Raw genomic sequence first — 21,330 nt, 5'->3', positions numbered from 1 at the left:
CGGTGGTGGCCGCTCTGGCCGCAGGTGCGACGGTGACGGCCGCCGAGGCCCTCCCGGCGCGGGAGCGGGACGTCCCCGACGTGGCGATGGTCGTCGCGGGCGGCACGGGGCGGACGACGGCGGTGCGCTCGGGCCAACGGTCCTTCGCCCGCCTGTGGCAGTTGCTGCAGCCCACACACACGCAGACGGAGCGGGTGCCCGAGGACTGGCTGGAGGGGAACTTCCCGCCGGTGCGGCTCACGGTGGTCTGGGGGTTGTCCGGAGTCGGCGGCTGGCCGAGCACGAACCGGCCGCCGGGCGGGGACGTGGCCGTCGAGCGGCAGGACCAGCTGGTGGTGGCCGGGGACGGCACGCCCTGGGTGCGCTCGGATCCGGCGCCCACCGTGGAGGACGACGACATCCGCTGGCACCGGGCGCCGCGGTCGGTCTTCGAGCGGCTGGACATGGCGCGGCTGCTCGGTGACGCGGCGGGCGGGTCCGTCGGGGGCACGGCCGCCGCGGACCCGCCCGGTTCCGTGCGGGGTGACGTCCGGTGGGCGGTGACGGCCGGGGCGCTGGGGCTCGCGGCCGGCGTCGGCGGCACGCTGCTGATATGCCGCGCGGCGGCCCGGCGGGGAAGCCGGACCACCGCGGGAGGAGCCGCGTCAGGTGCTGATCGACCTGGACGAGGAGTGACGAGCCCGGGGCGTCAGCCCAGGTCGATCTCCGGGTAGAGCGGGAAACCGGCCACGAGGTCGGTGGCGCGGCGGGAGATCTCGTCGGCGATCTTGGCGTCGAGCACGTGGGCCGCCTTGGAGGGGGCGCCCGACTTGGTCGTGCCCGGCTCCGTGGTGGTGAGGACGCGGTCGATCAGGCCCGCCGCCTCGTCCATCTCCGCCGTGCCCAGTCCGCGCGTGGTCAGCGCCGGCGTGCCGATGCGGATGCCCGACGTGTACCAGGCGCCGTTGGGGTCGGCGGGGATGGCGTTGCGGTTGGTGACGATGCCCGACTCCAGCAGGGCGGCCTCGGCCTGGCGGCCGGTGAGGCCGTAGGAGGAGGCGACGTCGATCAGGTTCAGGTGGTTGTCCGTGCCGCCGGTCACGAGGGTGGCGCCGCGGCGCATCAGGCCTTCGGCCAGCGCGCGGGAGTTGTCGACGATGCGCTGGGCGTAGCCGCGGAAGGACTCCTGGCGGGCCTCCGCGAGGGCGACCGCCTTGGCGGCCATGACGTGCGGGAGCGGGCCGCCGAGGACCATCGGGCAACCGCGGTCGACCTGGTCCTTGAGGGAGTCGTCGCACAGGACCATGCCGCCCCGGGGGCCGCGCAGCGACTTGTGGGTGGTCGTCGTCACGATCTGGGCGTGCGGCACCGGGTCGAAGTCGCCGGTGAGGACCTTGCCCGCGACCAGGCCGGCGAAGTGCGCCATGTCGACCATGAGCGTGGCACCGACCTCGTCGGCGATCTCGCGCATGATCCGGAAGTTCACCAGGCGCGGGTACGCCGAGTAGCCCGCCACGATGATCAGCGGCTTGAACTCACGGGCGCTCGCGCGCAGCGCCTCGTAGTCGATGAGGCCGGTGGCCGGGTCGGTGCCGTAGGAGCGCTGGTCGAACATCTTGCCGGAGATGTTCGGGCGGAAGCCGTGGGTGAGGTGGCCGCCGGCGTCCAGGGACATGCCGAGCATGCGCTGGTTGCCGAAGGCGCGGCGCAGCTCGGCCCAGTCGGCCTCGGAGAGGTCGTTGACCTGGCGGGCGCCGGCCTTCTCCAGGGCCGGGACCTCGACGCGCTGGGCGAGGACCGACCAGAAGGCGACGAGGTTGGCGTCGATGCCGGAGTGCGGCTGGACGTAGGCGTGGCGGGCGCCGAAGAGCTCCTTGGCGTGCTCGGCGGCGAGGGACTCGACGGTGTCGACGTTGCGGCAGCCGGCGTAGAAGCGGCGGCCGATGGTGCCCTCGGCGTACTTGTCGCTGAACCAGTTGCCCATCGCCAGGAGCGTGGCCGGGGAGGCGTAGTTCTCCGAGGCGATCAGCTTGAGCATCTCGCGCTGGTCGGCGACCTCCTGGCCGATGGCGTCCGCTACGCGGGGTTCGACGGCGCGGATCACGTCGAGGGCGGCGCGGTAGGCGGTGGAAGCGGTGGAGAGGGGCTCGGCTGACATGGTGGACCTCCGGACGTTGCGTTCAGCGTTCACGGTACGGCCCAGGCGCACGGCTCTCTCTGCTCGGACCGCTCCCCGATGGTTCGTCCCATCCCAGCGCGCCAGTCACGGCCCGGCGATCAGCCTACCGGGTGGGGTGGGCGGGGGTCGTCTGCCGGGTCGCTCTACGTTGCCGGGTGCGGGTGGGTCGTGGCTGGTCGCGCCCACGCGGCGGAGCCGCACAGGTCACCGCCCCGCGTCCCTGAGAGGGGCGTCCCCCTCAGGGACGCTAAAGGATCACGTGAGGCAGGAAGCGGGCGTACTCGTCCGTGATCAGGCCCGATGACTCGCGGATGCCCAGGCCCGCCGACTCGTCCTCCACCACCCACGCGCCCAGGACCACCCGGTTGCCGTCGAAGTCGGGGAGCGGCGCCAGCTGCTGGTAGACGCACGGTTCGTCGCGGAGGGTGGGAAGGGATCCGGGTTCGTGGATCGTGACGCCCGCGCCCTCGCGGCCCAGGAGGGGCTTGGCGACCCATCCCTTCGCGGGCAGGTCCCGGGGACCGTCCAGGTACGCGGGGAGGAGGTTCGGGTGGTCCGGATACAGCTCCCAGAGGATCGCGAGGAGTGCCTTGTTGCTGAGGAGCATCTTCCAGGCCGGCTCGATCCACAGGGTGGAGCCGGTGCCGCCGCCGTTGTCGAGGGTGTCCAGGACGTGGTCGGCGAAGCGGTCGGTGGTGAGCCATTCCCAGGGGTAGAGCTTGAAGACGCTGCGGATGAAGCGGAGGCGGTTGTCGACGAAGCGGCGGGAGAGGCGGTCCCAGCCGATCTCCTCCATGGCGATCCAGTCGGTGGCGAGGCCGGCCTGCTCGGCGGTCTCCTTCAGGTAGGCGACCGTCATCATGTCCTCGCCGAGCTCGTCGGCGGAGGAGTACGCGAAGTACAGGGGGCTGCCCGGCGGGAGGAGGGCGGCCTGCTTCTTCCAGGCGTCGATGAGGCGCTCGTGCAGGGAGTTCCACTGGTCGGCGCCGGGGAAACGGTCTTCCATCCAGAACCACTGGGGGGACGCGGCCTCGACCAGTGAGGTGGGGGTGTCGGCGTTGTACTCCAGGAGCCGGGCCGGGCCGGTGCCGTCGTAGCGGAGGTCGAAGCGGCCGTAGACGGAGGGGAGTTCGGCTCGGCGGTGCCAGGCCTCGGCGACCGCTCGGGCGACGCGGGGGTCGGTGATGCCCAGGTCGGCGAAGCGGTCCTCGGCGACGATGTGGCCGGCGGCGGCCAGGCACATGCGGTGCAGGTCCTCGACCACCTCTTCGAGGGCCTCGATCTCCTCCAGGGAGAAGACGTAGTACGCGCTCTCGTCCCAGTAGGGGCGCAGGGAGTCGTCGGGGTAGCGGGTCAGGGGGTAGATCAGGCCCTGTTCCTCGACGGTCTGCTGCCAGCCGGGGCGGGGCTCCATGGTCCGGCGTTCCATCTGCTGTCTCCGCCCGGTCAGCCGCCGCCGCTGCCGGAGCAGCCGAAGCCGCCCCGGTCGACGGCCTCGCTGCGGCTGAAGGTGCCGTGGTCGGCGTAGCCGCCGCTGACGTCGGCGTCGTAGTACCAGTCGGCGTCGGCGGCCCTGGACGTGCCGGTCTTCTTCCGGGCCTTGCCGGCGGAGGACGTGCCGGACGAGCAGTTGTCGTCGGCGACGATCCGGTAGCCGTTGATGTAGTCGTGGCTGTCCCGGTCCACACAGCGGCGATCGGGGTCGGAGCCGCAGGCGGACAGGGCCGCCGCGAGGACGCCCATGCCACCCAGCACCACCGTGCTCGAGCGCAACCGCCGCCGTGTTTCAGCCATGTGCGTGTCTCCCCGCATCTCCCCGTGTGCACTGACAGACGGTCAGCCTAGAGATCGGTGTGAACGGCCGCGCATGGCCCCCCGTCCCCGAGCGCTGCCCTACTGTCGATTTGTGATCTTTGGAATGGTGTGTGCCCTCGGTGCGGCGGTGTGCTTCGGTACGGCGACCGTGTTGCAGGCGATCGCCGCGCGGTCGGCGGCGGCGACCGGGCCGGGCGGGGACGTGGCGCTGCTGTGGCGGGCGCTGCACCAGTGGCGGTACCTGGCCGGGCTCGCGCTGGACGGGCTCGGGTTCGTGCTGCAGATCCTCGCGCTGCGGTCGGTGCCGATCTACGCCGTGGGGGCGGCGCTTGCGGCGAGCCTCGCCGTGACGGCCGTGGTCGCGGCACGGCTGCTCAAGGTGCGGCTGAGCCGCGTCGAGTGGGCGGCGGTGGCGGTGGTGTGTGCCGGGCTCGCACTGCTGGGGCTGGCCTCCGGGGCGGAGGGTGACGAGGAGGGGCCGGGCTGGCTGAAGTGGGCGATGCTCGGGGCGGCGGCCGGGGTGCTGCTGCTCGGGGCGGTGGCCGGGCGGCTGCCGGAGCGGGGGCGGGCGCTGACGCTCGGCGTGGGGGCGGGGCTCGGGTTCGGGGTGGTGGAGGTGTCGGTGCGGCTCATCGACGGGTTCTCATCCGGTGAGCTGTTCCCCAATCCGGCGACGTACGCGCTGCTGCTCGGCGGCGGGGCGGCGTTCCTGCTGCTGACCTCGGCCCTGCAGCGCGGGTCGGTGACCACGGCGACGGCCGGTCTGGTGCTCGGGGAGACCGTCGCGCCGGCGCTGATCGGCGTGGTGTGGCTCGGGGACCGTACGCGGCCGGGGCTGGGGTGGCTGGCGATCCTCGGTTTCGCGGTGGCGGTGGCGGGGGCGCTGGCGTTGTCGCGGTTCGGGGAGGCGCCGGTGGAGGCGAAGGAGAGCGCCGCCACGCCGAGCTGAGCGGACGCGCTTTCCCACCTGCGGAGAGTCTTCACGTTCGGGGTGACCTTCCGGGCCACCCGGAAAGTTTTTAGTTGAATCGTGAACGCGCGGTGAGCGCTTTCCGTATGAGACGGCGTGACCAGTAATCCCGTCACGGTCACCGTGGCCTATCACGTGACGCCGGGCCGGGCTGCCGACTTTCACTCCTGGGGGTGGGCGATGCTGGGCGCGACCGCGCGGCAGCCGGGATTCATGGGGGGTGGGGTACTTGTCGACGGAGGGGCGGAGTGGCATGTCGTTTATCGCTTCGCCAGTGAGGGTCTGGCCCTGGCCTGGGAGAAATCGGCCTCCCGGGAACAATGGGACGCCCGGCTGGCGGGCGTCGCACGGGAGACGGGGCGCAGGCAGATGCCGGGCGCCCGGGCCTGGTTCGACGCCCAGACACTGACGCCCCCGCCACCGGCACCGCCGTCGAAATGGAAACTGTGGTTCGTGAATATGAGCGCGGTTTTCCCGCCGGTGCTCCTGTTCAATCTGACGGTGCTTCCCTATCTCGGTGACCTCAATGCACTGTTTCGCACGCTGTTGCTGTGTCTGTGTGTAACGGCCCTTGTCACCTGGATTCTCATGCCACGGCTCCAGCGTTTCTTCCGGAAATGGCTGTACCCGTCGCTCCAGGCATTGCGCGGGCGGCACAAGCGCCGGGCCGTATAGGCCCGCGAACGAACAGAGGGAGGTGGGCGGGTGAAGACCCTGCTCATCGACAATTACGACTCGTACACGTACAACCTGTTCCAGCTGATCGCCGAGGTCAATGGCGAGGAGCCGGTTGTCATCCGGAACGACGCTCCCGTCGACGGTCTTCCCGATCTCCGGGCGTTCGACAACCTCGTGGTGTCCCCCGGGCCCGGGCATCCGGGCGAGGCACGTGATTTCGGTATCGGGGACAGGCTGCTCGCGACCTCCCCGGTTCCCGTGCTCGGTGTGTGTCTGGGGCATCAGGGCATCGCGCTCGGCGAGGCCGGGCTGGTGGGGCCCGCTCCTGAGCCGCGGCACGGGCATCTGTCCACGATCCGGCATGACGGCCGGGACCTGTTCCACGGTCTGCCGCAGCACTTCACCGCCGTCCGCTACCACTCGCTGGCCGTGCGTGAGCCGTTGCCGGAGACGCTGGAGGCCACGGCCTGGGCGGAGGACGGCGTCCTGATGGGGATCCGGCACCGCAGCCGGCCGCTGTGGGGGGTGCAGTTCCATCCCGAGTCGGTCCTCACGGAGTACGGGCACCGCATGCTCGTGAACTTCCGCAACCTCACCGCCGAGCGGGCGGGCAAACTGCGCGCGAAGAACACGGCCGTGCCCTCGCACCAGGAGATCCGGCGGCGGGCCGTCGTCCCTGAGTGCGACGCGGGAGCCCGTCGGCTCTCGGGGGGTCTCCTCGGCCTCGGCGGCCTGCGCCGTCCGGTGGCCGCGGCCGTCTTCCAGGTCGCCGCGGTCACGCAGGCGGCAGCGAACCCGCCCGGCGGCGCCGGGGGGAGGGCGGCCGGCGAAACCAACCCGTCGAGCAGGACGGCCCCGCCTGCGGGGCCGGGGCCACGCCCCGAGGCTGCCCCCTCCACCCCGGCCGCGGCGACACCCGGCGAGGGCATCCCCGCTACGGACCCAGGCCCACAACCCGAGGCTGCCCCCTCCACCCCGGCCGCGGCGACACCCGGCGAGGGCATCCCCGCCTCCCGGCAAGAGACATCCACCGACGCCACCCCACCCGGCCCGAATCCTCAAGCACCCGCCAGGGCCACCTCTACCGCAGAGCGGGGAACGCCCGGCGAGAGCCCGACGCCCGGCGGGAGCCTGCCGACGCCCGGCAAGAGCCCGGCACCCGGCGAGGCCCTGCCGGACACCGGGCAGGGGGCAGCCGGCGGTGTCGCCGCGGCCGACTGCGCGGCTTCCCGTGTCGGGCCCGCGGACGCGTCGGCCTTACCGGTCGGCCGGGAGCCGCGGAAGACGCTCGCCGAGGCCGCACCGGCCCCCGTCGCCATCCCCCGGCCCCGCCGGCCCGATCGGGTCGGGTATCGGCTGCACACCCGGAGGGTCAGCGGTGCCGTTGACGCCGAAGCGGTCTTCAGTCGGATGTTCGCGGGGTCGCCGCGGAGCTTCTGGCTGGACAGTTCGCTGGTCGAGCCGGGGCGGTCGCGGTTCTCGTTCCTCGGGGACGACCAGGGGCCGCTCGCCGAGTTCGTGCGGTACGACGTCGGTGCCGGGCGGTGTGAGATCGAGCGCGCGGGCCGGCCGGTGCGGCGGATCCGGGCGAGTGTCTTCGACTACCTCAAGCGGCAGCTGACCAACCGCCGGGTGGACGCGACCGGGCTGCCGTTCGACTTCACCGGCGGCTATGTCGGCTACTTCGGCTACGAGATGAAGGCCGACTGCGGGTCGGCCAACCGGCACCGCTCCCCCACCCCGGACGCCGCGTGGCTGTTCGCCGACCGGGTGATCGCGGTGGATCACGAGGAGGGCTTCACCTACGCCGTGTGCCTGGCGGAGGACACCCCGCAGGCCGCGCGGGAGGCCGCCGACTGGCTCGAGGGCGTGCTGGCCGGCCTCTCCTGCGTGGCGACGGAACGCCCGCCGCTGCCCGGACCGCCGGCCCCGGCCGACCCCGGCGCCGCCGAGCCCTGGCTGGTGCGCGACCGGGCGACGTACCTCGCGGACATCGAGGCGTGCCGGCGGGCGCTGCGGTCCGGCACCAGCTACGAGGTCTGCCTGACGAACGCCGCCCGGCTGCCCGCTCCGCCCGACCCGCTGGAGTTCTACCGGACGCTGCGCCGCGACAACCCGGCCCCGTACGCGGCGTTCCTGAGGTTCGGGGAGCTGGAGGTGGCCGGTTCCTCGCCCGAGCGGTTCCTGCAGATCGACCGGGACGGCACCGTGGAGGCCCGCCCCATCAAGGGCACCGCGCCCCGGGGCGACGGGCCGGAGGAGGACGCCCGGCTGCGGGACGCGCTCGCCTCGGACGCCAAGACCCGGGCCGAGAACCTGATGATCGTGGACCTGCTGCGCAACGACCTGGGGCAGGTCTGCCGGACCGGCACCGTGCAGGTTGCCAAGCTGATGGCCACGGAGACCTACGCCACCGTGCACCAGCTGGTGTCCACCGTGCGGGGCAAGCTGCGGGAGGGCACGGACGCGGTGGACTGCGTGCGGGCCTGCTTCCCGGGCGGGTCGATGACCGGCGCGCCGAAGCTGCGCACGCTGGAGATCATCGACGCGCTGGAGACCGAGGCCCGTGGCGTCTACTCCGGCGCCCTCGGCTACTTCGGCTGCGGTGGCGGGGCGGACCTGAGCATCGTGATCCGGACCGCCGTCTTCGCGGACGGCGCGATGCACCTGGGGGCGGGCGGCGCGATCGTGCTCGGCTCCGATCCGGACGCCGAGTACGAGGAGATGCTGCTGAAGACCGCGGCCCCGATGCGCGCCCTCCACCGGCACACGGCCGACCGGATACGGCAGGAGGGTCCGCCGGGGCAGCGGGCCGGGGCGGAGGAGGAGGTCAGGCGATGACCAGTGCGCAGGTCATGTCGAGCCCGGTGGAGGCCGAGGCGCCCGGGAATCTCGCGGCCCACCTGGCGGAACTCGCCGAGCGGCGCGAATGGACCGGCAGAACCGCCTTCCACCAGGGGCACCGGTCCTGGACCCACGGCGAGGTGCACGACCTCGCCGCCCGCGCGGCCACCGTGCTGGCCGGCCACGGGGTGCGCCCCGGCGACCGGGTGCTGCTCGCGCTGCCGGACTCCCTGGCCTGGGTGACGGCGTTCCTCGCCACCGCCCGCCTCGGTGCCGTCGCGGTGCCGGTCAACCCGGAACTCCCCGCGGCCGACCACGCGTTCCTGGCCGAGGACACCGGCGCCGTGCTGTGTGTGACCGGGCCGGGCCTGGAGGAGCGGTTCACCGGCCGGGCCGCGCTGGGCGCCGACCAGCTGATGGCCCTCGCCTCCACCGCCGGGCCCGCCGCCGCCCACCAGGCCGACGCGCACACCCCGCTGTACGTGCAGTACACCTCCGGCACCACGGGCCGCCCCAAGGGCGTCGTGCACACGCACGGCGATCCACGGACGTACCACGACCTGGTCGGGCGGCGGGTGCTGCGGATCACCGCGGAGGACGTCACCCTGTCGGTGTCGAAGCTGTTCTTCGCCTACGGGTTCGGCAACGCATTCGTCTTCCCGCTGTTCTCCGGCTCCTCCGCCGTCCTGGTGGACCGGCGTCCCGGCCCGGCCACCGTCGACGAGCTGGTCGTCCGGCACCGGGTGACGCTGCTGTACTCGGTGCCGTCCGCGTACGCGGCGCTGGTCGCCGAACGGGGCCACGGGCACGAGGGCTGCTTCGCGTCGGTGCGGGCCGCGGTGTCGGCCGGTGAGGGACTGCCGGATGGACTGGCCACGCAAGTGGCCGCGCTGCTCGGCGCGCCGGTGCTGGAGCAGATCGGCTCCACCGAGGCCGGTCACGCGTTCTGCGCCAACGGCTTCGCCCACAACCACCCGGGCACCGTCGGCCCGCCCGTCCCCGGCTTCGAGGTGGAGCTGCGCGACCGTGACGGCCACCCGGTGCCGGACGGCGACGAGGGCGAGATGTGGGTGCGCGGGCCGACGGTGACGCCCGGCTACCTCAACCGGCCCGAGGAGACCGCCCACACCCTCGTGGGCGGCTGGCTGGCCACGAGGGACCGGGCCCGCCGCGAACCGGACGGCACCTACCGGCACCTGGGCCGCGCCGACGACATGGAGATGGTCGGCGGCATCACCGTCTCCCCGCTGGAGGTGGAGGCGGTGCTGCGTGGCCATCCGGCGGTGCGGGAGGTGGCGGTCGCCGCCGTTCCCGACGGGCACGGCGCGAGCCGGCTGCGGGCCTTCGTGGTTCCCGTCCCGCCCGTCCGGGACGGTCTGGCCGACGAGTTGACCGGCCTGGCGCGCGAGAGCCTGGCCGCGTTCAAGGTCCCCCGCAGCGTCAGCTTCGTCCCCTCGCTGCCCCGCACACCGACCGGGAAGCTGCGCCGCCATCTGGTCCGGAAGGGCGCCTGGTGAACACCACGGAGAGGAACGACCCCATGCGACAGCCCCTGCTCGCGGACCGCGGCTTCTACCTGGGGCCGCTCTTCCGGCGTGCGGCCGACCGGCACGGGGCGGTCTTCGTCACCCTCGACCGGCCGCTCGACGTCGCCCCCTCCCTCGGGACCGACCTGAGCTACACCGTGCTGGCCGAGGTGGTCGAGGAGTTGTCCGGACGGCTGTGGGAGGCCGGGGTGCGGCCCTCGGAGCAGGTCGTCGTGCACAAGGCGGACAACGTCGACATCATGCTGCTGACCTGCGCCGTCTCCCGTATCGGGGCCGTGCCCGTGCTGCTGTCGCCCGCGCTGGCCCCGACCGTGGCCGGGCAGCTCCTCGGACGGCTGCGGCAGCCCTGGCTGGTCACCGACGGCCCGACGCTGGACGGCCTGGAGGACGTCGCCCTGTCCGGGCTCGTGCGACGGACGCTGTCCGTGGACGACGCGCCCGGTGCCGAGCCCCTGGCGCGGTACACCGGCGCCGAACCGCCGCCGCCGGTCCGGCTCCACCCTCGCGAACCCGCCCTGATCACCCACAGCTCGGGCACCACCGGCGTCCCCAAACTGGCCGTGCACTGCGCGCGGACCATGTGGAACCGGCTCGTGCCACAGCAGGCGATGGGCTGGCCCACCCGGGGCGAGACGGCCGCACTGCACATGTCGTTCGTGCACTCGCGCTTCTACCACCTGCTCGGCGTGCTGCTGCACTTCGGCAGCCCGCTGGTGCTGATCACCGACCCGGACCCGGCCTCGGTCGGCCCGCTGCTGGTCCGTCACCGGCCCGGCATCGTGGAGACGCACCCCAACACGTTCGTGCTGTGGGAGGAACTGGCCGGTTTGCCCGGGGCGCCGCTGTCGCGGGTCCGGTCGTACGGCTCGACGTTCGACGCGATCCATCCGCGCACCGTGCGGCGGCTGCTGGACGCGTCGCGGCGCCGTACGCCCTGGCTGATCCAGCTGTACGGGCAGAGCGAGACGGGCCCGGTGGCGTTCCAGGTGGTGACCCGGCGCGGTGCGGCCCGGGCGGACGGCCGCCGGGTCGGCTTCGGGATACCCGGCTTCACCCGGGTCCGGGTCACCGACGCCGAGGGGCGGCGGGTCGCGCCCGGCACACCGGGCCGTATCGAGGCGCGCACCCGTGGCCGCATCCTCACCTACCTCGGCATGCCGGAGCGCTACGACCGTCAGCTCACCGACGGCTGGTGGGAGATGGGCGACCTGGGCTACCGCGGCCGTCTCGGCGCGCTGTACCTGATCGATCGGGAGATCGACCGGATCGACGCCGTGCACAGCAACCTGGAGGTGGAGGACACGCTGATGTCCCGGCTGGAGGAGCTGCGCGAGGTCGTGATCGTGCCGGGGGCGGGCCGTGAGCCGGTGCCGGTGGTGTGCGTGCGCGGCGAGCGGCCTCTGGACCCGGAGCGCTGGCGGCGGGCCACGGCCGGGCTGCCGGCGATGGCCGAGCCGCGGCAGTGGCGGTTCGAGGAGCTGCCGATGACGGCGACGTGGAAGGTGAAGCGGGTGGAGATCGCCCGGATGCTCGGCGAAGGCGTCAGGGCGTGACCCCGGTCGTGGTCGTGGGGGCCGGCCCCGTGGGCCTGTCCGCGGCCCTCGCGCTGCGCGCCCACGGCCTGCCCGTCACCGTGCTGGAGGCCGACTCGCAGGACCGTGAACGGCCCGGCAGCCGGGCGCTGTTCGTGCACCGGGAGACCCTCGGCCTGCTGGACGCGATGCTGCCCGGCCTCGCCGCCGAGATCACCGCGTACGGGCGGACCTGGCACACCAGGCGCACTCTCTACCGGGGGCGCGAGGTCTACGCCCGGACGTTCCCGCCCCCGTCGGGCCCGCCGCCCTTCACCAGCCTGCGCCAGGCGGACACCGAGCGCTTTCTGCGTGCGGCCTGTGAGCGGGCCGGGGCCGGCTTCGAGTGGGGCGCCCGCGTGACGGGCGTGCGCAGCACGGAAAGCGGGGTCCGGCTGACGGGCGCGGACGGGCGGGAGTGGAGCGCTTCCCACGTGGTCGCCGCCGACGGGGCCCGCTCCGCGGTCCGGCGCGAGCTGGGCATCGAGCTGGCGGGCACCCGCGGTGAGGGCTTCCACGTCGTCGTGGACGTCGCCGACGTGCCGGGCGGCGAGCTGCCGCTGGAGCGGGTCTTCCACTACGAGCATCCCGGGGCGGGCGGGCGCAGTGTGATGCGGGTGCCGTTCACCGGGGGCTTCCAGATCGACCTCCAGTGCCGCGACGACGACCGGCCGGAGGAGTTCGGCACCGAGGAGGCCGTACGCCGCTGGCTGCCGGCGATCGTCGGGGACGGCTACGGCGACCGGATCCTGTGGGTGTCGACGTACCGCTTCCTGCGCAAGGTGGCCGCCTCCTTCACCGATCCGCACGGGCGGGTGCTGCTGGCCGGTGAGGCGGCGCATCTCTTCCCGCCGTTCGGGGCGCGCGGCATGAACAGCGGGATCGCCGACGCGGCTGCCGCCGCCGGGGCGATCGCCGCCGGGAGCGCCGAGGCGGTCGCGCGCTTCGCCGAGGTGCGGCGCGCGGCGGGTCTGTTCAACCTGGCCGCCGCGGGTACGGCCCTGGACCATCTACGGCCGGGCAGGATGGTCCGGGTCGGGCAGCGGGCAGCGGCGGCCCTGGCGCCGGTGCTGCCGTGGTGTGGATCCTGGCTGGAGCACGCGCCGTACGGGCCCCGGCACGGGGCGCCCGCCGTCGCGGGCCGCAGGTACTGAGGAGGGGCTCATGGTGACGAGACCGGCGGTGGCGGAGGGTCTGTGGACCTGGACGCCCGGCCGTGGCCTGGCCCCGGCCACGGCGGCGGCGGAAGGCCTGTGGACCTGGACGCCCGGCCGTGGCCTGGCCCCGGCCCCGGAGCGGACGGCCGGGGGGCGGCTGCTCGTCGCGGACTCCTGGCTGCTGCGCGAGGGCCGGGTACGGGCCTACGCCAGGCACCGGGAGCGGTTCTCGCGGGCCTGCGGTGACTGCGGCGGGCCGGAGCCGCGTCTGCTCACGGCGTTCTGGCAGGACGTGACCGCCGCGCTGCCGAGAACCGGGGAGTGGTTCCCCCGGGTGGAACTCGCGGCGGGATCCCTGGAGCTGCGGCTGCTGCTGCGGCCCGCTCCGCCGCTGGGTGCGGGGGTGCACCTGTGGGCGGCGGGCCAGTCCGACCCGCGGACGGTACCCCGCCGCAAGGGCCCGGACCTGGACACCCTGGCCCGGGTGCGCCGCCGCGCCACCGGCGAGGGCGCGGAGGAGGCGGTGCTGATCACCCCCTCGGGCACGGTCCTGGAGTCGGCCACCGCCGGTGTCCTGTGGTGGGAGGACGACACCCTGTGCCTGCCCCCGCCGCGGCTGCCCGTCCTGCCGAGTGTGACGGCCGGGCTGGTGCAGGAGCGGGCGCTGCGCTCCGGGCTGCGGATCGCGCACCGCGAGCGGACCGTGGCGGAACTGGACGGCCGTGAGGTGTGGCTGGTGAACGCGCTGCACGGGATCCGGCCCGTCACGGGCTGGGCCGGGCGGCCGATGCGGGTGCCGCCGGCGGAACGGGCGGGGGAATGGCGCACCTGGCTGGACAGCGTCATGGAGCCGCTGCCGGCCGACTGATGCGGAGGAAAGAGCGACGCCGGGTCGAAATTCGACCCGGCGCCTTTTCCGTGCCTATCAGGGATGCCTTTTTCAGTTTTTCGGGGCCATGCGCGTCGCTACCGCGATCCGGTTGTAGGCGTTGATGACGGTGGCCGCCCAGATGAGGGCCGCGATCTGGTTCTCGTCGAAGACCGCGGCCGCCTCGGCGTAGACGGCGTCCGGGACACGGCTGTCGTGGACGAGCGTCACCGCCTCCGTCAACGCCAGGGCAGCGCGCTCCCGTTCGGTGAAGAAGGGCGTCTCCCGCCAGGCGTTCAGGGTGTAGAGGCGCCGCTCGCTCTCGCCCCGTTCGCGGGCGTCCGCGGTGTGCATGTCGAGGCAGAACGCGCAGCCGTTGATCTGTGAGGCGCGGATCCTGACCAATTCCAGCAGTTCCGGTTCGAGCTGTGCTCCCTGAGCCGCGGAAACGGCGGCGGCATGCAGGGAGCCCATGGCCGCGGAGACGTCGGGGGTGACTTTCTTCAGGGCCACACGAGAGGGGGAAGTGCTTTCGCTCATAAGGTGACCATATCCGTCGCGCGACATTCAGGAGGGGGAATGCGCGGGATTATCCGGGCAGTACCGCGCACAGCGCGTCCAGTGCCCCCGACCAGGCGTGGTCCGGCGGCGTGCCGTACCCGACGACCAGGGCGTCGACGGGCTCGGCCCGCGCGGCCGGGTGGGTGTAGCGGGCCAGTCCGTGCAAAGCGAGGCCCCGCCAGTGCGCCGCCTGCACCACCGACTGCTCGGTGCCCGCGGGCAGGCGCAGCAGGACGTGCAGACCGGCGGCGATGCCGGTGACGCGGGCCTGAGGGGCCCGGGCCATGACGGCGGCGACCAGGGCGTCCCGGCGGCGCCGGTAGCGCAGGCGGGCCGCGCGCACGTGCCGGTCGTAGGCGCCGGAGGTGAGGAACTCGGCCAGGGTCAGCTGGTCCAGCACCCCGCAGGTGTCGACACCCCCCTTCGCCGCGGCGACCTCCTCGGCGAGGCGCGGCGGCAGCACCATCCAGGCCAGCCGCAGCCCGGGCGCGAGGGACTTGCTCGCGGTGCCGAGGTGGACGACCCGGTCGGGGTCCAGCCCCTGGAGCGCCCCGACGGGCTGCCTGTCGTAGCGGAACTCACCGTCGTAGTCGTCCTCCAGCACCAGCCCGCCGGTGCGCCGCGCCCAGTCCACGAGGGCCGTACGGCGGTCGCGGTGCAGGGGCACGCCCATGGGGAACTGGTGGGCGGGGGTGAGCAGCAGCGCGTCGGCTCCGGACGCGGCGCCCGGGTCGGTGCCCAGCCGGTCGAAGGGCAGCGGGGCGGTGTCCAGGCCGGAGGCGGCCAGGATCCTGCCGTGGACGTCGAGACCGTACGACTCGACCGCGACCGTCCGTGCTCCGCGTGCCCGCAGGACCGTGCCGAGCAGCTTCAGGCCGTGCGCGAACCCGGCGCACACCACGATCCGTTCGGGGTCGGTGCGCACGCCCCGGGCCCGGGAGAGGTATCCGGCGAGCGCGGCCCGCAGCTCGGGGCGGCCCCGCGGGTCGCCGTAGTCGAGGGCGTGGTGCGGGGCGGTGGTGAGGGCGCGGCGGGCGGCCTTGAGCCATGCCGCGCGTGGGAAGGACGCGAGGTCGGGGCTGCCGGGGCGCAGGTCGTAGGCCGGGCGGGCGGGTGCGCGGGGGTGGGGGTGGGGCGCCGTGCCGGGCGGCGGGACGACCTCGCGTGCGGCGACCCGGGTGCCGGAGCCCTGCCGGGCGGTGAGCCAGCCTTCGGCGACCAGGTCGGCGTAGGCGTCGGCGACGGTGTTGCGGGCGATGCCCAGGTCGGCGGCGAGCGCGCGGGATGAGGGCAGCCGGGTGCCCGGGGCCAGCCGACCGGAGCGCACCGCGTCGCGCAGGGCGTCGGTCAGCCCCCGTCGCAGGCCCGGCCCGGTCGGCTCCACATGCAGGTCGATGCCCAGAGTGGCCCAGGGTTCCGCCATGGAAATGGACCATACTCCTGGGCTGCTTCCCTCCTAGGGTCGAGGGCATGACGACGCACACCGACACCCCGACGACCGTGGAGTACGCCGCCGAGCGGCCCGCCCGCCTGGACTGGGCCAAGCACGCGCCCGAGGTCTACAAGGCGATGGTCCGGCTGGAGATCGCCGCCCGGCAGGGCCTCGACCACAAGCTGTACGAGCTGGTGAAGATCCGCGCCTCCCAGATCAACCACTGCGCGTTCTGCATCGACATGCACACCAAGGACGCCCTGGCGGCGGGCGAGAGCGTCGAGCGGATCGTGCAGCTCAGCGCCTGGGACGAGTCGCGGCATTTCTACACCGCGAAGGAGATCGCCGCACTGGAGCTGACGGAGGCGGTGACCGTGCTGACCGATGGCTTCGTGCCGGACGAGGTCTACGACAACGCCGCGAAGCACTTCGAGGAGGCGGAGCTGGCGCAGGTCATCGCCGCGATCGCGGTGATCAACGCCTGGAACCGGTTCGGGGTGACCTGCCGGATGGCGCCGGGCCACTACCAGCCGGGGCAGTACAAGTGACGGTCCGTACCCGGCTGCTGGATCCCGCGGTCGGCCGGGCCATGTCGGCTCTCAGCGCCGCCGCGAAGAAGGGCCTGGGCGACCCGGCCCTCGCCGAACTCGTCGTCATCCGCGCCTCGCAGCTCAACCACTGCGCGTTCTGTCTCGACATGCACCTCGCGATCGCCCGTGAGTACGGGATGAGCGAGAAGCAGCTCGATCTGCTGGCCGCGTGGGAGGAGGCCGAAGACGTCTTCGACGAGCGGGAGCGGGCCGCGCTGGCGCTGACGGAGGCCGTGACCTTGCTGACTGGGGGCGCCTCCCAGGCTTTCGGCTCTGGGGGAGGTTTCGTGCCGGACGAGGTGTACGAGCGGGCCGCGAAGCACTTCGACGAGGTCCGGCTCGCCCATCTGATCGGCCTGGTCGTCGCCATCAACAACTGGAACCGGGTGATGGTCGGTCGCCGGATTCCGCCAGGGGGCTACACACCATGAGCAAGGCCGCTGAGTTCCGTGCCCTGCACCACCACCGGGCGCCCGGCGATCCGCTGGTGCTGCCCGGGCCGTGGGACGCGGCCAGCGCGCGGGTGTTCGCGGAGGCCGGGTTCCCGGCGCTCGCCACGCCCAGCGCCGGGGTCGCCGCCTCGCTCGGCTACGAGGACGGGCAGGTCCCGGCCGACGAGATGTTCGCGGCGGTCGCCCGGATCGTCCGGGCCGTCGACGTGCCCGTGTCGGCGGACGTGGAGGGCGGGTACGGGCTCGCGCCGAAGGATCTCGTGGAGCGGCTGCTGGAGGTGGGGGCGGTCGGCTGCAACCTGGAGGACTCCGAGGACCGGGTGCTGAAGGACCCCCACGCGCACGCCGACTGGCTGGCCGAGGTGCGGGAGGCGGCCGGTGACCGGCTGTTCGTCAACGCGCGCGTGGACACCTTCGCCTGCGGGGTCGACGATCCCGGGCGGGCCATCGAGCGGGCCGGGTTGTACGTCGCCGCCGGGGCCGACTGCGTGTACCCGATCGGGGCCCCGCCGGAGATCCTGCCGCTGCTGCGGGCCGGGATCCAGGGGCCGGTCAACGTGGGGGCCCCGACCGAGGGTGGCCCCACGCCCGCCGAACTCGGCGCGCGAGGGGCCACCCGGATCACCTTCGGGCCAGGGCTCCAGCGGCGGGCCGCCCGGGCCCTGCGGGAGATCGCCGGCCTGTTGGTGTAGGGGACGTCAGGACAGCCACTTCTTCCACGTGGACTTGTGGCTGTCCACCCACTTCTTCGCCGCGTCCTCGGGCGTCATCTTCTTGTCGGCGATCATCAGGGAGACCTCGTTCTGGTCCTCGGTCGTCCACTTGAACTTCTTCAGGAAGGCCGCCGCCTTGCCGCCCTTCTCGGCGAAGTCCGCGTTCAGGTACTTCTGCAGCGGGGTGTGCGGGTAGGCGCAGGCGACCTTCTCCGGGTCGACGTCGCAGCCCTCCTTGTACGGCGGCAGCTTCACCTCGGTCATCGGGACCTTCTCGAAGAGCCACTGCGGGGAGTACCAGTAGGTGAGGAAGGGCTTCTTCTCCTTGGCGAACTGCTTCATCTGCGTGATCTGCGCCGCCTCGGAGCCGGCGAACACCACCTGGTAGTCCAGCTTCAGGTTCTTCACCAGGGCCTTGTCGTTGGTGACGTAGGACGGCGAACCGTCCATCAGCTGGCCCTTGCTGCCGCTCTCCGGGGTGCGGAACTGATCGGCGTACTTGTTGAGGTTCTTCCAGTTCGTGACGTCGGGGTGCTTCTTGGCGAAGTACGTCGGGACGAACCAGCCGATGTGGCCGGTGACGCCGAGTTCGCCGCCGGGCGCGATCGTCTTCTTGTCCTTGACGTACCGCTGCTCCTGCTCGGGGTGGCCCCAGTCCTCCAGGAGCGCGTCGACGCGGCCTTGGCTGAGGGCGTCCCAGGCGGGCACCTCGTCGACCTGGACGGTGTCGACGCGGTAGCCCAGCTCGTGCTCCAGGATGTACTGGGCGACGGCCACGTTGGACTGGGCGCCCACCCAGGACTGCACGGACAGGGTCACGGTCTTGGAACCCTGCGCGTTGGCGAAGGGTGAGGCCTGCTTGGTCATGTCGGCGGCGCCGCAGCCGGTGAGCAGCGCCAGGGAACTCATCGCGGCGACCGCCGCGGTCGTACGGATCCGCATGTCAGGCTCCCTTCTTCGCGCGGCGTTCGGTGGGCTGGGTCACCCGGTCGAGCATCAGGCCGAGGCAGACGATCGCGGCGCCGGCCACCAGACCGGTCGCCAGGTCGCCCTGGGCGAGACCGAAGACGACGTCGTAGCCGAGGGCGCCACCGCCGACCAGGCCGCCGATGACGACGACGGCGAGGACCAGGACGAGGCCCTGGTTGACGGCGAGCAGCAGCGCCCGGCGGGCCAGCGGGAGCTGCACCTGCCTCAGCTGCTGCCAGCTGGTCGCGCCGAGCGAACCGGAGGCCTCCATGGCGGCCGGGTCGACCTGGCGCAGGCCCTGGGTGGTGATCCGGACGACGGCCGGCAGCGCGTAGACGATCGCCGCGGCGACGGCCGGGGCGCGGCCGACGCCGAACAGGGCGACGACCGGGATCAGGTACACGAACTGCGGCATCGTCTGGAACACGTCGAGGACCGGGCGCAGCGCCCGTTCCAGGCGGTCGCTGCGGGCCGCCGCGACACCGGCGGCGAAGCCGACGACCAGGGTGACGGCGACGGCCGCGAGGACCTGGGAGAGCGTGTCCAGGGACGGCTTCCAGACGCCGAGGACGCCGATCGCGGCCATGGCGAGGACGGCGGTGAGCGCGGTGCGCCAGGTGCCGATGACCCAGGCCAGCGCGGCGACGATCAGCAGCACCGACCACCAGGGCAGCGCCTGCAGGCCGTCGCGCATCGGGTCGAGGACCCAGGTGGTGAAGTGGCCCGCCCAGTCGGCGGTGCCGCCGATGACGGGGACGCCCGAGTACAGGTGCGCGGTCATCCAGTCGACGGCGCGGTTGACGGGCTCGGCGATGGCGACGACCCAGGAGTCGGGCCAGTCGAGGCGTCCCGCGAGCCGCCCGGCGACCGCCACGGCCACGACACCCGCGAGGGCGACGAGCCAGCCGCGCCCGCCGTGGGGCTCGGGTTCGGCGCCGAGCTTCTCCCCCGCCGCACAGGTGACGCGGTCCAGGACGACGGCCAGCAGCACGATCGGGATACCGGCGGCGAGCGCGGCACCGACGTCGACCGAGGCCAGGGCCTGGTAGACGCGGTCACCGAGGCCGCCCGCTCCGATGACGGCCGCGATGACGGCCATGGACAGCGCCATCATGATCGTCTGGTTGAGGCCGAGGAGGAGTTCCTTGCGTGCCAGCGGGATGCGGGCGGTCAGCAGGCGCTGGCGTGCCGTGGAGCCGAGCGACTCGACGGCCTCCAGCACCTCCTTGTCGGCGCCGCGCAGCCCGAGGGAGGTCAGGCGTGCCATGGGCGGGGCGGCGTAGATGACGGTGGCCAGGACGGCCGCCGGGACGCCGATGCCGAAGACCAGCACGACCGGCAGCAGATAGGCGAAGGCGGGCAGCACCTGCATGGTGTCCAGGACCGGCCGCAGCAGGCGGTCCATCCGGTCGGACAACCCGGCGGCGAGCCCGAGCAGCGCGCCCACCGCGACCGACGCGAGGACCGCGGCGACCATCAGGGCGAGCGTCTGCATGGTCGGCACCCACATGCCGAGCAGTCCGCAGGCGAGGAACGCGGCGGCCGTGCCGAGTGCCAGCCTCACCCCCGCCACGCGCCAGGCGACCAGGGCGCCCAGCGCCGTGACGCCCGCCCAGCCGAGGGCCAGGAGGCTGAGGTAGACGGCCCGTACGGCGATGACGACGACGTTGCTGACGTGGCCGAAGAAGTAGAGGAACAGCGGGTGGCTGTCGCGGTTGTCGATGATCCAGTCGCTGGCCTTGGCGAGCGGCTCGGAGAAGTCGACGGTCAGCGCGCTCGGCCAGGTGCCGCTCGCCCAGCGGGCGTTGGCCAGGGGCACCAGGATCGCGGCGGCGACGGCGAGCAGGAGCAGCTTGTGGACGGCCCGGTGCTTGAGGAGGGCGGGCAGGCCGACGCGCGGCGGGGAGGCGGTGATGGTCGCCATCACACCGCCTCCTCGGGCCGCACCGTCCCCGGTGGAGCGGTCTGCTCCGTTCCTGCGACGACGCCGAGGAGCGTGTCGGAGTCGACCACGCCCACGCACCGGCCCTCGTCCATGACCCGGGCCGGAGCGCCGGCGCGGGCGACCGCCTCGATCGCCTCGGACACCGTCGCGTCGGGGCGTACCGCCGGTCCGCTGCCGTCCTGGTCCGCCGAGGGGCGGCGCATGGCCGTGCGGACGGTGAGGACCTGCTCGCGCGGGACGTCCCGGACGAACTCGCGGACGTAGTCGTCGGCGGGCGAGCCGACGATCTCCTCGGGCGTGCCGAGTTGCACGATCCGGCCGCCGCGCATGAGGGCGATGCGGTCGCCCAGCTTGAGGGCCTCCTGGAGGTCGTGGGTGATGAAGACCATCGTGCGGCCCTCCTCGCGGTGCAGCCGGACGACCTCCTCCTGCATGTCGCGCCGGATCATCGGGTCGAGCGCGCTGAACGGCTCGTCGAACAGCAGGACCTCGGGGTCGACGGCGAGCGCGCGGGCGAGGCCCACGCGCTGCTGCTGGCCGCCGGAGAGCTGGCCGGGGCGGCGGTGCTCCATGCCGTCGAGGCCGACCTTGGCGACGACCTCGGCGGCCCGCTCGCGCCGCTCGGCCTTGCCCATGCCCTGGATCTCCAGGCCGTAGGCGACGTTGTCGATGACCGTGCGGTGCGGCAGCAGGCCGAAGTGCTGGAAGACCATCGCGGCGCGGTGGCGGCGCAGTTCGCGCAGCCGGGAGCGGTCCATGGCGCGGACGTCCTCGCCGTCGATGGCGATGGTGCCGGCGGTCGGCTCGATCAGCCGGGTCAGACAGCGCACCAGCGTGGACTTGCCGGAGCCGGACAGGCCCATGACGACGAAGACCTCGCCCTTGCGCACGTCGAAACCGACGTCCCGGACGGCGGCGGTGCAGCCGGTGCGGGCGCGCAGCTCGGCGGGGTCGAGGGCGGTGAGCTCGGGGTCGGCGGGAACGCGCTCGGCCTTGGGGCCGAACACCTTCCACAGGCCCTCCACCGAGAAGACGGGGGTGCTGCTGTCCATGGTCTGCT

General features: G+C 73.3%; 18 protein-coding genes, 1 pseudogene and 1 riboswitch. Of the genes and pseudogenes, 11 read left to right on the top strand and 8 right to left on the bottom strand.

The genetic code is table 11. From position 1 onward, the window contains the following. The first annotated feature begins 86 nt into the window (after positions 1-86). Positions 87-675: pseudogene (locus tag ACFY9S_RS10125) on the top strand (hypothetical protein). 13 nt (positions 676-688) lie between these two features. On the opposite strand, the gene ACFY9S_RS10120 reads toward ACFY9S_RS10125, so the two are convergent. The 3 genes from ACFY9S_RS10120 to ACFY9S_RS10110 form a co-directional block, all read right to left on the bottom strand. Next, positions 689-2,137, bottom strand: a complete 1,449-nt coding sequence (locus ACFY9S_RS10120; protein ID WP_391125177.1) for a glycine hydroxymethyltransferase — start codon at positions 2,135-2,137, stop codon at positions 689-691. A gap of 32 nt (positions 2,138-2,169) precedes the next feature. Further along, positions 2,170-2,256: riboswitch (ZMP/ZTP riboswitch) on the bottom strand. 149 nt (positions 2,257-2,405) lie between these two features. After that, the gene (locus tag ACFY9S_RS10115) at positions 2,406-3,587 is read right to left on the bottom strand and encodes a glutathionylspermidine synthase family protein (RefSeq protein ID WP_391125174.1); all 1,182 of its coding nucleotides are present in this window, start codon (positions 3,585-3,587) and stop codon (positions 2,406-2,408) included. A gap of 17 nt (positions 3,588-3,604) precedes the next feature. Continuing rightward, a complete protein-coding gene (locus ACFY9S_RS10110; RefSeq protein ID WP_391125172.1) occupies positions 3,605-3,952 on the bottom strand; it encodes a hypothetical protein in 348 nt (115 codons plus the stop codon). 124 nt (positions 3,953-4,076) lie between these two features. Between ACFY9S_RS10110 and ACFY9S_RS10105 the strand changes: the two genes are divergently transcribed. The 7 genes from ACFY9S_RS10105 to ACFY9S_RS10075 all read left to right on the top strand — a co-directional run bounded on the left by ACFY9S_RS10105 (position 4,077) and on the right by ACFY9S_RS10075 (position 13,608). Then, positions 4,077-4,922, top strand: coding sequence for a hypothetical protein (locus ACFY9S_RS10105; RefSeq protein ID WP_391125515.1), 846 nt, complete (start codon positions 4,077-4,079; stop codon positions 4,920-4,922). A gap of 117 nt (positions 4,923-5,039) precedes the next feature. Then, complete coding sequence (locus ACFY9S_RS10100) at positions 5,040-5,618, top strand: hypothetical protein (protein WP_391125170.1); 579 nt, start codon at positions 5,040-5,042, stop codon at positions 5,616-5,618. A gap of 30 nt (positions 5,619-5,648) precedes the next feature. Next, positions 5,649-8,462 carry an aminodeoxychorismate synthase component I gene (pabB, locus tag ACFY9S_RS10095; RefSeq protein WP_391125167.1) on the top strand — a complete coding sequence of 938 codons (2,814 nt, stop codon included), beginning with the start codon at positions 5,649-5,651 and terminating at the stop codon, positions 8,460-8,462. Continuing rightward, on the top strand, positions 8,459-9,982 hold the full coding sequence (locus ACFY9S_RS10090) for an AMP-binding protein (RefSeq protein WP_391125164.1): 1,524 nt from the start codon (positions 8,459-8,461) through the stop codon (positions 9,980-9,982). Before pabB ends, ACFY9S_RS10090 begins: the two co-directional genes overlap by 4 nt. Positions 9,983-10,005: 23 nt before the next feature. Further along, on the top strand, positions 10,006-11,565 hold the full coding sequence (locus ACFY9S_RS10085; protein WP_391125161.1) for an AMP-binding protein: 1,560 nt from the start codon (positions 10,006-10,008) through the stop codon (positions 11,563-11,565). Continuing rightward, a complete protein-coding gene (locus ACFY9S_RS10080) occupies positions 11,562-12,737 on the top strand; it encodes an FAD-dependent oxidoreductase (RefSeq protein ID WP_391125158.1) in 1,176 nt (391 codons plus the stop codon). The genes ACFY9S_RS10085 and ACFY9S_RS10080 overlap by 4 nt, the downstream gene beginning before the upstream one ends. Positions 12,738-12,750: 13 nt before the next feature. Continuing rightward, complete coding sequence (locus ACFY9S_RS10075; RefSeq protein ID WP_391125512.1) at positions 12,751-13,608, top strand: aminotransferase class IV; 858 nt, start codon at positions 12,751-12,753, stop codon at positions 13,606-13,608. A gap of 72 nt (positions 13,609-13,680) precedes the next feature. Here ACFY9S_RS10075 and ACFY9S_RS10070 read toward each other — a convergent pair whose 3' ends face one another. Both ACFY9S_RS10070 and ACFY9S_RS10065 read right to left on the bottom strand, forming a co-directional pair. After that, positions 13,681-14,148, bottom strand: coding sequence for a carboxymuconolactone decarboxylase family protein (locus ACFY9S_RS10070; protein WP_391125155.1), 468 nt, complete (start codon positions 14,146-14,148; stop codon positions 13,681-13,683). Positions 14,149-14,197: 49 nt separating this feature from the next. Continuing rightward, entirely contained in the window at positions 14,198-15,592 is a 1,395-nt protein-coding gene (locus ACFY9S_RS10065; protein WP_391125152.1) for an aminotransferase class I/II-fold pyridoxal phosphate-dependent enzyme, read from the bottom strand. Between the two features lie 47 nt (positions 15,593-15,639). On the opposite strand from ACFY9S_RS10065, the gene ACFY9S_RS10060 reads away from it, so the two are divergent. Genes ACFY9S_RS10060 through ACFY9S_RS10050 form a run of 3 tightly spaced genes read left to right on the top strand, consistent with a single transcriptional unit; the run spans position 15,640 to position 17,335 of the window. Then, on the top strand, positions 15,640-16,149 hold the full coding sequence (locus ACFY9S_RS10060; RefSeq protein ID WP_391125149.1) for a carboxymuconolactone decarboxylase family protein: 510 nt from the start codon (positions 15,640-15,642) through the stop codon (positions 16,147-16,149). After that, a complete protein-coding gene (locus ACFY9S_RS10055; RefSeq protein WP_391125146.1) occupies positions 16,146-16,622 on the top strand; it encodes a carboxymuconolactone decarboxylase family protein in 477 nt (158 codons plus the stop codon). Before ACFY9S_RS10060 ends, ACFY9S_RS10055 begins: the two co-directional genes overlap by 4 nt. Then, positions 16,619-17,335, top strand: a complete 717-nt coding sequence (locus ACFY9S_RS10050) for an isocitrate lyase/phosphoenolpyruvate mutase family protein (protein WP_391125143.1) — start codon at positions 16,619-16,621, stop codon at positions 17,333-17,335. The genes ACFY9S_RS10055 and ACFY9S_RS10050 overlap by 4 nt, the downstream gene beginning before the upstream one ends. Before the next feature lie 6 nt (positions 17,336-17,341). Here the strand turns inward: ACFY9S_RS10050 and ACFY9S_RS10045 are convergent, their stop codons facing one another. The 3 genes from ACFY9S_RS10045 to ACFY9S_RS10035 are packed head-to-tail and all read right to left on the bottom strand — an operon-like array spanning position 17,342 to position 21,322. Then, positions 17,342-18,298 (bottom strand): glycine betaine ABC transporter substrate-binding protein, encoded by a 957-nt coding sequence (locus ACFY9S_RS10045; RefSeq protein WP_391125140.1) that lies wholly within the window; start codon positions 18,296-18,298, stop codon positions 17,342-17,344. 1 nt (position 18,299) lies between these two features. Beyond that, positions 18,300-20,249 carry an ABC transporter permease subunit gene (locus ACFY9S_RS10040; RefSeq protein WP_391125137.1) on the bottom strand — a complete coding sequence of 650 codons (1,950 nt, stop codon included), beginning with the start codon at positions 20,247-20,249 and terminating at the stop codon, positions 18,300-18,302. Beyond that, on the bottom strand, positions 20,249-21,322 hold the full coding sequence (locus ACFY9S_RS10035; RefSeq protein WP_391125509.1) for a betaine/proline/choline family ABC transporter ATP-binding protein: 1,074 nt from the start codon (positions 21,320-21,322) through the stop codon (positions 20,249-20,251). Before ACFY9S_RS10035 ends, ACFY9S_RS10040 begins: the two co-directional genes overlap by 1 nt. Between the last annotated feature and the right edge of the window lie 8 nt (positions 21,323-21,330).

The organism is Streptomyces sp. NPDC012474 (assembly GCF_042955185.1).
Lineage (GTDB): Bacteria > Actinomycetota > Actinomycetes > Streptomycetales > Streptomycetaceae > Streptomyces > Streptomyces cahuitamycinicus.
This window is presented reverse-complemented; position numbering and strand designations above follow the sequence as displayed.